We start from the raw sequence: 13,732 nt of genomic DNA, 5'->3' as shown, positions 1-13,732 counted from the left end.
GCGTACTGGCGCACGAACGACAGGCATCAGGAGACACTGGTCGCGGAGGGACTGCGGTCGGTCTGCTTCGGGACCGTCCCCGGCCGCGCCGCCGACACGGCCCGTGCCGCGCCCGACCACCGCCCGGCCCGCCCGGCCAGGCCGCCCACCGCGATGTAGAACCGGTCCGGCAGGAACACGGCGTCCGCGATGATCATCGCCCCGGAGAACAACGGCAGTCCCATGAGGACCGCGATCCCGGTGTGCATGCCGAGCAGCATCGCCAGTACCGGGTACTTGAGCCTGCCGAACAGCACAAAGGGAAACGCGACCTGGAGAAGCACGGTCAGGTAGCCGGCCACCGCGAGGGTCGCCGCCTGGCCGTCCGCCCAGTGGGAGACCGCGGGCCAGGGCTGGAAGAGTTCGAGGTTCAGGACGTAGTGCAGTGCGGTTCCGGCGCCCCAGGTTCCGCCCTGCACCTTGTACAGACCCGCCGCGCCGTAGAGGAAGCAGACCTGGACGGCGATAACGAGGAGCCCGCAGTTGTGCACGGCCGTCACGAAGGTGCGGCGCGCCTCGCGCAGTTCCGGTACGGCGCCGGCCGGCCACCGGACGCGCGAGTTCCCCGCCGCCCTGCGACGGGCTCGTCTGGCGTCCAGGGACCAGATGCGTCCGCACGCGGTGAGGGTGAGGTAGACCGCCATCAGGAGAACGAGGTTGTCGCCGCCGTCCGTCATGTAGATCGCCCGTGCGTGGAAGGACGCGACGACAACGGCGAAGAGTACGGACACCGCACGAGTGCGCCAGCCCAGCAGGAACAGGACGCAGGTGACCAGGGCCGCGGCATAGCAGAGTTCGAAGTAGAGGCGGCTGTCCGACAGCGTGAGCACGCTGGCCCAGCCCGTCTGGTCGAAGAGCTGCCGCGCGAGAGCCGGCGTCCACGGTGAACCGGGCCCCCAGATCTCGTCGCGGTGCGAGAACTCGCGCAACAGGAAGACCAGGTAGAGCGAGCCGTATCCGATGCGCAGCACCGACACGGCGTACAGGGAGACGGGGCGGTCGGTCAGCAGGGCCCAGGCGCGGCGGACCGGGCCGCCGAGCCGACCCTGCACGATCGCGAGCAGGTGACGCCCGGACGGCTTGCCCCAAGAGGCCTCCGCGGGCGGCGAGGTGGGCGAGGACAGCGAGGGGTGCCGTCCTGGAGCCGTCTGGTGACGCATCGGGTCATTTCCCATCGGGGGCTACCTTCCACCAGGGCAGAAGCCGTGTCTCGGCGTGCGCGGAGGCGGCACGGCGGTCGCTGTCCGGGGTGCCGGGAGCAGCGACGGGCAGCGTGGCGACCCGGAGCTGGATGGACTCGAACGGCTTGCCGCTCAGCTCGGCCACTCGGTCGGCGGCGACGTTGCGCAGGTACTGCCGCATCATCACGGCCCGGGCCGAACGCGAGATGTCATCGCTTCCGTGCAGTTCCACGTAGGACGTCCAGGACCGGCGCAGAAGGTTCTGCGAGGTGTGGCTCGGAAAGGGATTGTGCTCGATGGCCGCTTCGTCCACCGCGGTCAGATCGAACCAGGGACTCACTCGGACCGAACCGTCGCGGGCGGTGTGCGCGGTCCGCGCGGACACCGTCCGGTTGACGGAGTCCGGGTCCGGCGCGAAGAGCCGCCAGTTCTGTTCGAAGAGCGGATAGATCCAGGCGTCCACCTGGGACTTGTAGCGCTGCGAGACGACGTTCGGGGGTGCCACGTGCAGGAAGACCAGCACGACGTGTGCCAGGGCCATGGCCAGACAGAGAGCCACTCCGGTGTTGAGAATCCCCTTCACCGTCCGCCTGCGCGCACCAGGTGCCTCCCGTCTCTCACCTGTTCCGTGTTGCCCTGCCCCTTCAGCCGTGCCGCCGACGGCCGGCTCCGAGCCACCGGCCCGCTCACTCTTCCGCTCGTGCTCTGCTTCGACTCCGCCCAGCACTGGCCGCCCTGTCCCTCTCGTCCGCCGTACGTTCACTCCGGTCCGCCCCGTGAACTGAACTGGGGCGGTGCGCGGCGGGCCGGAGAGAGTCCCCGCCGCGCACCGCTCAGCCGGCAGCGCGTGCGTCGCGCCCTCGGCTATCCCTCGTGCTTGCCCGGAGCCTTGGGCCGTTCGCCGTACCCGCCGTGCTCCTCGGACTTGCCGTACCCCTCGTTGCCGTACCCCTCGTCGCCGTGACCCGGCTTGCCTCCGTGACCGCCGCCCGAGTCACCGCCGCCGTGGCCGCCGTGGCCGCCACCGGTGTGACCGTCACCGTGGCCGCCACCGGTGTGACCGTCACCGTGACCGCCGCCCGGGTGACCGCCACCGTGTCCACCACCCGTGTGGCCGCCGCCGTTGCCACCGCCGTTGCCGCCGCCCGTGGTGCCGCCGGTCGTTGTGCCGCCGGTGGTGGTCCCGCCGGTGGCTGTCCCGCCGGTGGTTGTCCCACCGCCCGGAGTACCGCCGGTGGTGCCGCCGGTCAGGACTCCGCCCAGCACGCCGCCCAGCACGCCACCGAGCGCGCCGCCCGTAGGAGTGCCGCCCGTCGTACCGCCCGTCGTACCGCCGGTCAGGACACCCCCGAGCACACCGCCGAGCACGCCGCCCGTGGTACCGCCGGTGGTCGTCCCCGTCGTCGTGCCGGTGGTCGTGCCGGAGGTGGTGCCGCCGGCGCACGTGGCGCGGGTGATCCTGTTCGTGTCCAGGGTGACCGACCCCTCACGCGCCAGCGCCCGGCCGTCGATGCTCGCTCTGGTGTTGGCACTGATCGAGGTCAGGGCCATGATGTTGCCGATGAACGTCGAGTCGGTGCCGAGGGTCGCCGAACTGCCGACCTCCCAGAACACGTTGCACGCCTGCGCGCCGTTGATGAGGGAGACGTTGCTGCCGGACGCCGTCGTCAGCCCCGAGCCGACCTGGAAGACCCAGACAGCGTTGGGGTCGCCCTGTGCGTCGAGGGTGAGGGTGCCGGTGAGGCCCAGGGTGGAAGAGGCGGTGTAGACGCCGGGTACCAGCGTCAGCCCTCCGGCGTCCGGCGGGAGTGCCCCGTTCGTGGCCTGGCCCGCCGCGTTGTTGAACGCCGCCACCAGATCGGATTTGGCCTGGAGCGCGACGGCGTCCGCGGCGTGCATGACCCCGTTCACCATTCCCGGTGGGAACCCGCTGATCGCCGTGCCGGGGCTCACACCGACGTCGCCGGTGATCACCGAGGGCCCGGTGTTGGTGACCGATTGACCTGCCAGCACCGCGAAACTTGCCGCCGTGCCCAGCGGTACGGGAATTGCGGCGAACGCCTGGGTCGGTGCCACGACGACCATTGCTGCGGAAACAGCCGTGGTGAAAGCCGCCGTGAGCCAGGTGGAGACGGTGCGGCGTCGTGCGACATCAGGAGATCTGAACTTCATACGAAACCGATTTTCTGTGCGAAAGCGGCGGCTCCCGTACCGTTCACGGTGTTCCGGAAGCCCTGATTGCGCCGTCCGCACATTACTCATCAAACCACCACGGAAGGCATGACACGCAGAGCGAGTCAAATTCCCCAAAGATATTCATTTCGCAACACGGAGGCTGAATCGAATAAACATTCGCATGCCCTGATGTCGATTCAACGGGGTGCAGAATTGTTTCTTTTATCGCGGACCCGCTTCCTACAGAAAGGATTCTTTTGTAATTTCTCAGTCGGGGTGCGGGGAAAGCGGGGCGGGCCCACCGGGGGGGGTGACTTCCCTCCACCCAAGCAGGTCTCGGCGCTACCCGGAGCACAGCGGGAGAGCGAGTCGGCCCGGGAAAGCAATAACTCCGGCTAGATGGGGCAAGCCCCGGGTTCAGAGGCGGAGGACGAGTGATCCTTTTCTTTGTTGGAATGATGGCCTGGACGCCCCCTGCCACCTCGGATAAATCGTTTCGCCTACCGTCTCACCGGGTGGCCGGAAACGGCCCGACCGTACCGGAAATCGTCGGCAAAAAGGGGGGCCGGCCGCGACGAGCCGAGGCGGCCGGAAAGCGCCGGCCGCGGTCGAACCCGGGACGCGAGGCAGCGGCGATCGCCGGGCCGGCCGGGCGATCGGTGGAAGGCGCGCAGCGGCGTCAGGTCCACGTACGACGTGATCTGCTTCACACACTGTCACAGCCTCCCTGAGCGCGGTGTCTCAAGGCCGAACGCACTCGGAATGAAGGAGACACCATGGCTGAGAAGACTGAAGTCGTCGTGATCGGCGGCGGATACGCCGGCGTCCTCGCCGCCAACCGCCTCACGCAGCGGGACGACATCACGGTGACGCTGATCAACCCGCGACCGTCCTTCGTCCACCGGATTCGCCTGCACCAGCTGGTGGGCGGGTCCGACAGCGCGGTCGTCGGCTACCGCGAGGTCCTGGCCGGGGGCGTCGGCCTGCTCGTGGACACCGTGACGCGGATCGACGCCTCGGAGCGCCGCGTGACGCTGGCGACAGGCGGCGCGGTCGGCTACGACTACCTGGTCTACGCGGTGGGCAGCGGCAGTGCCGACCCGGGCGTCCCCGGAGCGTCCGAGTTCGCGTACCCCATCGCCGGCCTGGAGGACGCGCAGCGACTGCGGCCTGTTCTCGACGCGGCGCAGGTGACGGCCGCGGTCACCGTGGTCGGAGCCGGTCCGACCGGCATCGAGACCGCAGCCGAGCTGGCGGAGCAGGGCCGCCGGGTGACCCTGGTGTGCGGTGGCGTGCTCGGTCCCTACCTGCACCCGCGGGGACGGCGCTCGGTCGCCAGGCGCCTCGGCAGGCTCGGCGTGACGGTGCTCGACGGCGCCGGCACGAAGGTGACAGCCGTGACTCGCGATGCCGTGCAGCTCGGCGGCGGCCGCACCCTGCCGAGCGCGGTGACCATCTGGACCGCCGGATTCGGCGTGCCGGACCTGGCCGTCCGCAGCGGGCTGAGCACCGACGCCCTGGGCCGTCTGCTGACGGACGAGACACTGACCAGCGTGGACGACGTGCGCATCGTCGCGGCCGGGGACTCGGCGGCGCCGTCGGACCTGCCGCTGCGGATGAGCTGCCAGGCCGCGCTCCCGCTGGGGGCACGGGCCGCGGACACGGTGCTGGCCCGGCTCGCCGGTGAGCAGCCCGCTCCCCTCAACCAGGTGTTCGCCGGTCAGTGCATCAGCCTGGGCCGAGGCACGGGCATCTTCCAGTTCGCTCACCGGAACGACGTCGCGCGGCCGTTCCACATCGCCGGCCGGCCTGGCGCGAAGATCAAGGAGTACGTGTGCAAGGGCGTCGTCAAGTATCTCGTCGACGAGGCAGGCAAGCCCGGTACGTACGGCTTGCACCGCGTCTCGGGAGGTACGACGCGAAACGCGGTGCTGGAAGCCAGGAGCGGCGGGTTGCCGGCCGGCCCTCAGCAAAGGGAAGCGCAGGCACGCGTCGATTCGGTCTGAGAGAGCGGAGCCGGAGCGCAGGTCGTGCGGTGACACCCCTTTCACGGGGTGCCGCTGCACGCACGCGTTCCTCAGCGGCCGTTCAGACGGTGGATCATCATCGGCCTGCGTGTCGCAGTCGTACGCCGGGCGGTCTCCTCCTCGGCCGCGCCGGACAGGCGGGGCACGGCGAACGGCTGTTGGCGAACAGGTCCCAGTTGCAGACGCGCTCGGAGGCTTCCGGCAGGAAGGCCGAGGCGACGGAAGGATGCCGAGACATGAGTAACCGTCCCACCGACCCGGCGACCGAGGCGTTCGTCGCCCACCGCAACCTGCTCTTCACCGTCGCGTACGAGATGCTCGGGTCGGCCGCCGACGCGGAGGACGTCCTCCAGGAGACCTGGCTGCGCTGGGTCGGGGTCGATCTGGAGCAGGTGCGCGACCAACGGGCCTATCTGGTGCGGATCACGACCCGGCAGTCCCTCAACCGGCTGCGCACCATGCGGCGTCGCAGGGAGGCGTACGTCGGGCAGTGGCTGCCCGAGCCGATGCTCACCACGCCGGACGTGGCCGACGACGTCGAACTCGCCGAGAGCGTCTCCATGGCGATGATGCTCGTCCTGGAGAGACTCTCGCCGACCGAGCGGGCGGTGTTCGTGCTGCGCGAGGTCTTCGAGGTGGGCTACGACGAGATCGCCGAGGCCGTCGGGAAGACCCCGGCTGCCGTGCGCCAGATCGCACACCGCGCCCGGCGGCACGTCGATGCCCGCCGCCCCTCCAAGATGACCTCCCAGCGTCAGGCCCGGGCGGTCCTGGAGTCGTTCCGGCGCGCGCTCGAGACCGGGAACCCGCAGGACCTCCTCGACGTGCTCGCCCCCGAGGTCGTCCTCGTGAGCGACGGCGGTGGCATCAAGCGGGCCGCGCTGCGGCCGGTCGTCGGCGCCGAGAAGGTGGTCCGCTTCTACCTCGGCGGCGTCAGCAAGACCAAGGGCACGATCACGTGTGACCCCACCGTGGTCAACGGCAACCCGGCACTCGTCGTACGCCTGGACGGCGAGCTCGACGGCATCATGGGGATCCGTGTCGAGGACGACCGCATCACGAGCCTGTACTACGTCCGCAACCCGGAAAAGCTGACCCGCGTCGAGTCCGAGACCCGGCTCACCCTGCGGTGACACGGAGGACGCGCACGCGCGGGCGTGGCCCGCGGACCAGCCGAGGCCGCCGGACCGGTGGGCCGCAACCCTCGTGGTCCGGAAGGCCGTGAGGGGGCCCGGCTCCGCGGGCGGTGACCGCGGAGCCGGCGGGTGTCACTTGGTCGCGCCCTGAGCGAAGCCGTTGTAGATGTAGCGCTGGAGGAAGAGGAACACCAGCAGGGTCGGGACGATCACCAGGATGGTGCCGGCCGAGATGTCCTCCCAGTGCGCCCCGAAGGGTCCCTTGAAGCGGAACAGGGCGGTCGAGATGGTGCCGAGGTCCTCCGAGGGCATGTAGAGGAAGGGGATGTAGAAGTCGTTGTAGACCGTGATCCCCTTGATGATCACGACCGTGGCGATCGCCGGTTTCAGCAGCGGCAGGATGATCTTCCAGTAGATGGTGAACGCGTTGGCCCCGTCGAGGCGGGCGGCCTCGTCCAGGGAGACCGGGATGCCCCGGATGAACTGCAGGAAGATGTAGATCGAGACGATGTCCGTCCCCATGTACAGCAGGACCGGCGCCCAGAGACTGTTGAACAGGCCGAAGCTGTTGACCACTTGGAAGGTGGCGACCTGGGTGGTGACACCGGGGACCAGGGTGGCGATCAGGAACAGCGCCATGACCGGCTTCTTCGCCCGGAACGCGAAGCGGTCGACCGCGTACGCCGTCATCGACCCAATGAGGACCGTTCCGGTGATGGAGAAGAGCAGGATGAACGCGGTGTTCCCGAAGGCGGACAGCATCTTGCCGTCGGTGAACGCCGTCGCGTAGTTGCCGAAGTTGAGCCAGTCGCCCGGCAGCGTCATGGCGCCCCCGTCGGTGACCTCCTTGGAGGTCTTGAGCGAGGTCAGGAACACGACGACGAGCGGCACCAGGATGACCAGCGACGCGACGATCAGCGACAGGTAGGTCAGGGCCGGTGCGATCCGGCGCCGGCGGGCGGGCAGGGACGTGGTCATACGAGGTCCACCTTCTCGTCGGGCACGAGGCGGCGCTGGATCCAGGTGATCAGCAGGATGATCAGCAGCAGGACGACGGCGGCGGCCGACGCCAGGCCCGTCTTGTTGAACTGGAAGGCGAGCTTGACCGTCTGGATGACGAAGGTCGAGGTGCCGGTCGCGCCGCCGGTCATGATGTAGGGGATCTCGAACACCGACAGGGACCCGGAGATCGCCAGGATGACGCTGAGACTGAGCACCGGCCGGATGCTCGGGGCGATGAGGTGGCGGAACTGCTGCCACCGGGTGGCTCCGTCCAGTTGCGCCGCTTCGTACTGCTCGGCGGGGATCGACTGGATCGCGCCCAGGAACAGTACGAAGTTGAGCCCGGTGTAGCGCCACACGGACACCCCGGCGAGCGAGGTGTTCGCCGACTCGGGGTCACCGAGCCAAGCGTGGTCGGATCCGGTGCCGAACCAGGACAGCACCGAGTCCAGCGTGCCGCCGTCCTGGAAGAAGTAGAGGAAGACGAACCCGATGGCCACGCCGTTGATGAGGTACGGGAAGAACAGGATTCCCTTGAAGAGGTTCCGGAAGCGCAGGTCGAAACTGAGGACGGTCGCGAAGTACAGGGCGACCACGATCTGCACGGCGGAGGCGGCGAGGTAGTAGAAGCTGACGAAGAACACCCGGAACAGCTCGGGCCGGGTGAAGAGCTGCCGGTAGTTGTCGAGGCCCGTGACGTTCCGGTCGGGACTGACGCCGTCCCAGTCGGTGAAGCTGTAATAGATCATGTTGCCCACGGGCACGTAGGTGAACGTGACCAGCAGGATCAGGGGGAACGCGAGGAAGAGCCACGGAGTGAGGCGGCGCAGCAGGGGGCCGCTTCGCAGGCCGCCGCCCGGAGTCACGGGGCGGCGTGCCGTCCTGCGGGGTGGGGCGGCGGTGCGGGGCACCTTCGCGGGCGCCGTGTCGGTCGTCTCGGTCATGTCGGGCCTTTCGTCGTCCGCTGATCTGCGACGGGCGGTCGGCCCCGTCCGCCTGTCCGGGCGGGGCCGTGGCTGCTTGGCGGCAGGGGCCGGCGGTCAGGAGCCCGCGGCTTCGGCCGCCTCGTTCCAGCGCTTGTCGAGGTCCGCGAAGAAGTCCTCGAGGTTGCCCTTCTGGGCACCGCGAGCGAGGTCGACCAGCTTCCGGCGGTAGTCCGGCTTGTTCAGGCCTATCTCCGCCGCGTTGTCGATGGTGTTCACGTCGCCGGTCTCGGCCTCCGAGCGCTCCAGGAAGGTGACATCGTTGTCAACGAAGTCCTTCAGTGTGCTGGGCATGGCAGCGGACTTCAGTGCGGGGACAGCGCCTTCCTTCGCCGAGAAGCCGGACTTCTCCGTGAACCAGTCGATCCAGGCCCGCGCCGCCGTCTTGTCGTCGGAGTGGATGTTGACCGCCTGCTGGTAGTCGGAGGCGAGCACGGCGCAGTACTTGCCGTCCTTCTGGGCCGGGAAGGGCATGAAGCCGATGTCGTCGGGGTCGGCGCCGGCCTTTTGGGCGGCGTCTCGCATCTGCGTGATGGCCCAGGATCCCAACTGCATGCTGGCGACCTTGCCTTGGGCGATCATCCCCTTGGACGCCTCCCAGTTGGTGGTGTTGGGGTCCTTCTCGGACAGGCCGCCCTTGACGATGTCGTGGAGGAGCGAGTCGATCGTGTGCAGTTCGCCGCCCCGCTTCCACGGGGAGACGGCGCCGGCGAGCTTGTCGTTGGCCTTGGCGTCGCAGGTGACCGAGCCGATGCTGTTGCTCCAGGCGGTCAGCGGCCAGCCGTCCTTGAAGTTCGTGTAGTACGGCACCGCGTCCGTCCGGGACTTGATCGCCTTCAGGTCGTCGTAGAACTCCCGCGGCGTGGTGGGCCAGTCAGTGACGCCGGCCTTCTTCCAGACGGCCTTGTTGTAGAGGAAGCCGTTGGCGGTGCCGAAGGTGGTGATGCCGTAGACCTTGCCGCCGACCTCCGTCTTGTCGCTGAAGCGGTACTTGCCGCCCAGGTCCGCGGCGCCGCCCAGCGGAGCGAAGAACTTCGGGTAGTCGTTCTTGGCGATGGCGGCCGGGATCATCAGGACGTCGCCGTAGTCCTCGGTGTTCATCCGGATCTTGACCTCGCCCTCGTAGTCGGTGAGGGCCTCGAACTTCACCTTCACCTTGGGGTAGGTCTTGTTGAACTCGGCGGCGTACTTGTCCATCGTCCCGTTCTGGACGAGGTCGGTCCGGTGTGTGAGGACCTTGATGGTGCCCGATGCGTCGGCGGGGTCGGCGGGCGCCTTCGCCGTCTCACCGGAGGCCGCGCCCTGGCCGCTGCATCCCGCGACGGTCAGGACCGTGACGGCCAGAAGTGCTCCCGTGAGCGTCTTCTTGTTCCCCATGTGCCCAGCTCCTTCAAGTGTGCGGCTCAGCTCTGCGGGTGGGATGTCGGCACTATGTCAGCCGCGGGTTAACCGGTAAAGCTCAGATTTCCAGCACGATGCTTAATCGTTACCAGGCGGCACTCAACTCCCGGACACCGCAGGGGTCAGACCAGAACCTACGAGCAACAAGAGGGACTAGACCGGTTTATGGACAGGATCTGATCAGGGGGTTAGGTTGTCGGCCGTTGTCCATCCACAAGCCTGAGTCAGGCGATTGGAGCCGCACCATGAAGGACGTCACCCAGCTCACCGAGGGCTGGAGCCTGCGCCATGGCGGGGAACTGCTGGAGGCCGCGGTGCCCGGCTGCGTCCACACCGACCTGCTGACCGCCGGGGCCATCCCCGACCCCTTCATCGGCCACAACGAGACCGACCTCGCCTGGGTGGGGCGCCGCGCCTGGACGTACACGCGCCCCCTCGCGCACGCCGCCGGGCACGAGCGGACCGATCTGGTCTTCGACGGCCTGGACACCGCCGCGGACATCACCCTGGACGGCCGGCCGCTCGGGACGGCCCGCAACATGCACCGGCGCTACCGGTTCGACGTCACGGGCCGCACCGGGGAACTGGAGGTCCGCTTCGCCTCCGCCTACGACGAGGCCGCGGCCGTGCGGGCCGTCACCGGAGAGCGGCCCAACGTCTATCCGGAACCGTCGCAGTACATACGCAAGATGGCCTGCAACTTCGGCTGGGACTGGGGGCCGACGCTGGTGACGGCGGGTCTCTGGCGGCCGGTCCGGCTGGAACACTGGTCCACCGCCCGCATCGACGACGTACGCCCCGTGGTCACCGTCGACCAGGACCGCGGCCGGGTCGACGTGCACCTCGGTGTGGAGCGGACCGAGCGGGGGCAGGGGCGCGCGCTGCGCGTCGAGGCCCGGATGGCCGGCGCCCATGCCGAGGCCGTCCTCACCGGTGACGAGGTGACGCTGCGGCTGGAGGTGTCCGGCCCGCGCCTGTGGTGGCCCCGCGGCTACGGCGAACAGCCCCTGTACGACCTCCACATCGCACTCAGTGACGACGAAGGGCGCCCCCTCGACGCCTGGGAACGGCGGATCGGCTTCCGGACGGTCGAGCTCGACCGCTCGGCCGACGAACACGGCACCGGCTTCACCCTGGTCGTCAACGGCGTACGGATCTTCGCCCGCGGCGTCAACTGGATCCCCGACGACGCCTTCCCCTCCCGGGTCACCCCCGAGCGCTACCGGACCCGGCTCACCCAGGCCGCCCAGGCCAACGTCGACCTGGTGCGGGTGTGGGGCGGCGGCATCTACGAGGACGACGCCTTCTACGACGTCTGCGACGAACTCGGCCTGATGGTCTGGCAGGACTTCCTCTTCGCCTGCTCCGCCTACCCCGAGGAACAGCCGCTGCGCGGCGAGGTCGAGGCGGAGGCCCGTGACAACGTTGTCCGGCTCATGTCGCACGCCTCCCTAGTGCTGTGGAACGGCAACAACGAGAACCTGTGGGGCTTTCGCGACTGGGACTGGGAGGGCGCGCTCGCCGGCGACTCCTGGGGTGAGGGCTACTACCTGGGGCTGCTCCCCCGGATCGTCGCCGAACTCGACCCGACCCGCCCCTACACCGCGGGCAGCCCCTGGTCCGGATCCTGGGACCACCATCCCAACGACCCGGCGCACGGCACCCATCACTCCTGGGAGGTGTGGAACCGCCAGGACTACGCCGAGTACCGCGCGAGCGTGCCCCGGTTCGTCGCGGAGTTCGGCTGGCAGGCGCCGCCCGCGCAGGCCACCCTGCGCCGCGCCCTGCCCGGCGAGCGGCTCGCCCCCGACTCCCCCGGCATGCTCCACCACCAGAAGGCCGAGGACGGCAACGGCAAGCTCGACCGGGGGGTGGCACGCCACTTCCCGCTGCCCGAGGGCGACTTCGACCGCTGGCACTACCTGACCCAGCTCGTCCAGGCCCGGGCCGTCGCGGCGGGGATCGAGCACTGGCGCTCGCACTGGCCCGTCTGCGCCGGCACGGTCGTCTGGCAGCTGAACGACTGCTGGCCCGTCACCTCATGGGCCGCGATCGACGGTGACGGCCGCCTGAAACCGCTGTACCACGAGCTGCGCCGTGTCTACGCCGACCGCCTCCTGACCGTGCAGCCGGACGCGGACGGTCTCGTCCTCGCCGCGGTCAACCAGTCCGCCGCCCCCTGGCGGACGGCGGTGACACTGCGGCGGTGCGCGGCGGACGGGACACTGCTCCGCGAGAGCGTCCTCGACGTGGCGGCCGCACCCCGTTCGGTCGTCCGGCTCCCGGTGCCGCGGGAGGTCGCGCCCGCCGAGCGGTCCGCCAAGGAGTTCCTGGTCGCCGACGCCGATGGGCTCCGCGCGCTCCATTTCCCCGTCGCGGACAAGGACTTCGCCTGCCCCCGGCCGGCCTACGACGTCGGTGTCGAGCCGGTGGAGGGGCGGGAGGATAGAGTCGATGTCGTGGTGACCGCCCGTACCCTCGTCCGAGACCTGCTGCTCCAGCCCGACCGGCTCGGCCCGGCCGCCGTCTGTGACCGCGGCCCGCAGACCCTGTTGCCCGGCGAGCGCACACGCATCCGGGTCACCGAATGCGGCCCAGTCGGCGAGCAGGACGTCAGGGCCGCCCTGTACTGCGTGGACGCCACGTGAGCGGCTCGGCGGAGCGGGTCACGATCAAGGACGTCGCCGCCCGGGCGGGAGTGTCCAAGGGTGCGGTGTCGCTCGCGTTCAACCACAAGCCGGGCGTCTCGGCGGCCACCCGCGAACGGATCTTCGAGGCGGCGAGAGAACTGGGCTGGGCCCCCAGCGCCACCGCGCGCAGCCTGTCCAACCAGCGGGTGGACATCGTCGGACTGGCCCTGTGCCGGCCGGCGCGGCTGCTCGGCCTCGAACCGTTCTACATGGAGTTCATCTCCGGCATCGAGAGCGTCCTCGCGGAGCGGTCCTGCTCGCTGCTGCTGCGCCTGGTGCGGGACCTCGACGAGGAGATCGCTCTCTACAAGGCCTGGTGGGGCGGCCGGATGATCGCCGGGGCGATCCTGGTGGACTTCCGTGAGAACGATCCCAGGCTGCCGTCGCTGCAGGGCACCGGTCTGCCCGCCGTCGCGGTCGGCCATCCCTCCCTGACCGGGCCCTTCCCGGCGGTATGGACCGACGACGCCTCGGCGGTCGCCGAAGCCGTCCGCTATCTGGCGGCTCTCGGCCATCGCAGGATCGCCCGGGTCGGCGGTCCTGCCGACCTCGGCCACAGCGCCATCCGGGCACGCGCGTTCGCGTCCACGACCCGTGAACTCGGGCTGGAGGCGGCCCGCCAGATCGCGACGGGCTTCGACGAGAAGGAGGGCGCCCGCGCCACCCGCTCGCTGCTGCTCACCGCCGACCGGCCCACCGCCATCGTCTACGACAACGACATCATGGCCGTCGCGGGCGCGGGCGTCGCGGCCGAGATGGGGTTCTCGGTTCCCGACGACCTGTCGCTGATCGCCTGGGACGACTCCCAGCTGTGCCGGATCACCCATCCGACGCTGTCGGCGATGAGCCACGACGTGCACCACTTCGGCGCCGAGGTGACGCGGGTCCTGTTCGATGTCATCAACGGGACGCACAGCGGTGCGCATCAGGCGCCGACTCCCACGCTGACGCCACGGGGGTCCACCGCCCGGGCACCGGAGGCCAGCTCGTAGCCGGGGGCGCACGCAGGGGCAGCCGGCCGCCGCGGTGCCTTCGGGGGACGCACGCGGCACCGCGCCCGCGGGGACCCACGCAGATCCATGACGACATGAGCAACGT

Annotated in this window: 10 protein-coding genes; 4 read left to right on the top strand and 6 right to left on the bottom strand. The window is 69.6% G+C overall.

All coding sequences use genetic code 11. The features are described from left to right. Positions 1 to 26: 26 nt before the first annotated feature. The 3 genes from AC069T_RS25125 to AC069T_RS25115 all read right to left on the bottom strand — a co-directional run bounded on the left by AC069T_RS25125 (position 27) and on the right by AC069T_RS25115 (position 3,392). Positions 27 to 1,214 carry an HTTM domain-containing protein gene (locus AC069T_RS25125; RefSeq protein WP_478784861.1) on the bottom strand — a complete coding sequence of 396 codons (1,188 nt, stop codon included), beginning with the start codon at positions 1,212 to 1,214 and terminating at the stop codon, positions 27 to 29. Beyond that, complete coding sequence (locus tag AC069T_RS25120) at positions 1,204 to 1,761, bottom strand: DUF5819 family protein (RefSeq protein ID WP_478784860.1); 558 nt, start codon at positions 1,759 to 1,761, stop codon at positions 1,204 to 1,206. The genes AC069T_RS25125 and AC069T_RS25120 overlap by 11 nt, the downstream gene beginning before the upstream one ends. Before the next feature lie 323 nt (positions 1,762 to 2,084). After that, positions 2,085 to 3,392 carry an ice-binding family protein gene (locus tag AC069T_RS25115; RefSeq protein ID WP_478784859.1) on the bottom strand — a complete coding sequence of 436 codons (1,308 nt, stop codon included), beginning with the start codon at positions 3,390 to 3,392 and terminating at the stop codon, positions 2,085 to 2,087. Between the two features lie 779 nt (positions 3,393 to 4,171). Here AC069T_RS25115 and AC069T_RS25110 point away from each other — a divergent pair. Beyond that, a complete protein-coding gene (locus AC069T_RS25110; protein WP_478784858.1) occupies positions 4,172 to 5,401 on the top strand; it encodes an NAD(P)/FAD-dependent oxidoreductase in 1,230 nt (409 codons plus the stop codon). A gap of 257 nt (positions 5,402 to 5,658) precedes the next feature. Next, the gene (locus AC069T_RS25105; RefSeq protein ID WP_478784857.1) at positions 5,659 to 6,555 is read left to right on the top strand and encodes an RNA polymerase sigma-70 factor; all 897 of its coding nucleotides are present in this window, start codon (positions 5,659 to 5,661) and stop codon (positions 6,553 to 6,555) included. Positions 6,556 to 6,690: 135 nt separating this feature from the next. Here the strand turns inward: AC069T_RS25105 and AC069T_RS25100 are convergent, their stop codons facing one another. The 3 genes from AC069T_RS25100 to AC069T_RS25090 all read right to left on the bottom strand — a co-directional run bounded on the left by AC069T_RS25100 (position 6,691) and on the right by AC069T_RS25090 (position 9,920). After that, positions 6,691 to 7,536: a carbohydrate ABC transporter permease gene (locus AC069T_RS25100; protein ID WP_478784856.1), complete on the bottom strand. Its 846-nt coding sequence runs from the start codon at positions 7,534 to 7,536 to the stop codon at positions 6,691 to 6,693. Continuing rightward, complete coding sequence (locus AC069T_RS25095; RefSeq protein ID WP_478784855.1) at positions 7,533 to 8,504, bottom strand: carbohydrate ABC transporter permease; 972 nt, start codon at positions 8,502 to 8,504, stop codon at positions 7,533 to 7,535. The genes AC069T_RS25100 and AC069T_RS25095 overlap by 4 nt, the downstream gene beginning before the upstream one ends. Positions 8,505 to 8,600: 96 nt before the next feature. Beyond that, positions 8,601 to 9,920, bottom strand: a complete 1,320-nt coding sequence (locus tag AC069T_RS25090) for an ABC transporter substrate-binding protein (protein WP_478784854.1) — start codon at positions 9,918 to 9,920, stop codon at positions 8,601 to 8,603. A gap of 269 nt (positions 9,921 to 10,189) precedes the next feature. Here AC069T_RS25090 and AC069T_RS25085 point away from each other — a divergent pair, with 269 nt between their 5' ends. Continuing rightward, on the top strand, positions 10,190 to 12,592 hold the full coding sequence (locus AC069T_RS25085) for a glycoside hydrolase family 2 protein (RefSeq protein WP_478784853.1): 2,403 nt from the start codon (positions 10,190 to 10,192) through the stop codon (positions 12,590 to 12,592). Continuing rightward, on the top strand, positions 12,589 to 13,626 hold the full coding sequence (locus AC069T_RS25080; protein ID WP_478784852.1) for a LacI family DNA-binding transcriptional regulator: 1,038 nt from the start codon (positions 12,589 to 12,591) through the stop codon (positions 13,624 to 13,626). The genes AC069T_RS25085 and AC069T_RS25080 overlap by 4 nt, the downstream gene beginning before the upstream one ends. The last annotated feature ends 106 nt before the right edge of the window (positions 13,627 to 13,732 follow it).

The sequence above is a fragment of the Streptomyces sp. NPDC043867 genome (assembly GCF_056435845.1).
The sequence above is the reverse complement of the archived record's forward strand: the minus strand, read 5'-3'. Positions and strand labels throughout refer to the sequence as shown.

Bases quoted from the DNA above. Each gene is read 5' to 3' on its own strand.
- AC069T_RS25125 (WP_478784861.1), bottom strand. From the start codon at position 1,214: ATGGGAAATGACCCGATGCGTCACCAGACGGCTCCAGGACGGCACCCC.
- AC069T_RS25120 (WP_478784860.1), bottom strand. From the start codon at position 1,761: ATGGCCCTGGCACACGTCGTGCTGGTCTTCCTGCACGTGGCACCCCCG.
- AC069T_RS25115 (WP_478784859.1), bottom strand. From the start codon at position 3,392: ATGAAGTTCAGATCTCCTGATGTCGCACGACGCCGCACCGTCTCCACC.
- AC069T_RS25110 (WP_478784858.1), top strand. From the start codon at position 4,172: ATGGCTGAGAAGACTGAAGTCGTCGTGATCGGCGGCGGATACGCCGGC.
- AC069T_RS25105 (WP_478784857.1), top strand. From the start codon at position 5,659: ATGAGTAACCGTCCCACCGACCCGGCGACCGAGGCGTTCGTCGCCCAC.
- AC069T_RS25100 (WP_478784856.1), bottom strand. From the start codon at position 7,536: ATGACCACGTCCCTGCCCGCCCGCCGGCGCCGGATCGCACCGGCCCTG.
- AC069T_RS25095 (WP_478784855.1), bottom strand. From the start codon at position 8,504: ATGACCGAGACGACCGACACGGCGCCCGCGAAGGTGCCCCGCACCGCC.
- AC069T_RS25090 (WP_478784854.1), bottom strand. From the start codon at position 9,920: ATGGGGAACAAGAAGACGCTCACGGGAGCACTTCTGGCCGTCACGGTC.
- AC069T_RS25085 (WP_478784853.1), top strand. From the start codon at position 10,190: ATGAAGGACGTCACCCAGCTCACCGAGGGCTGGAGCCTGCGCCATGGC.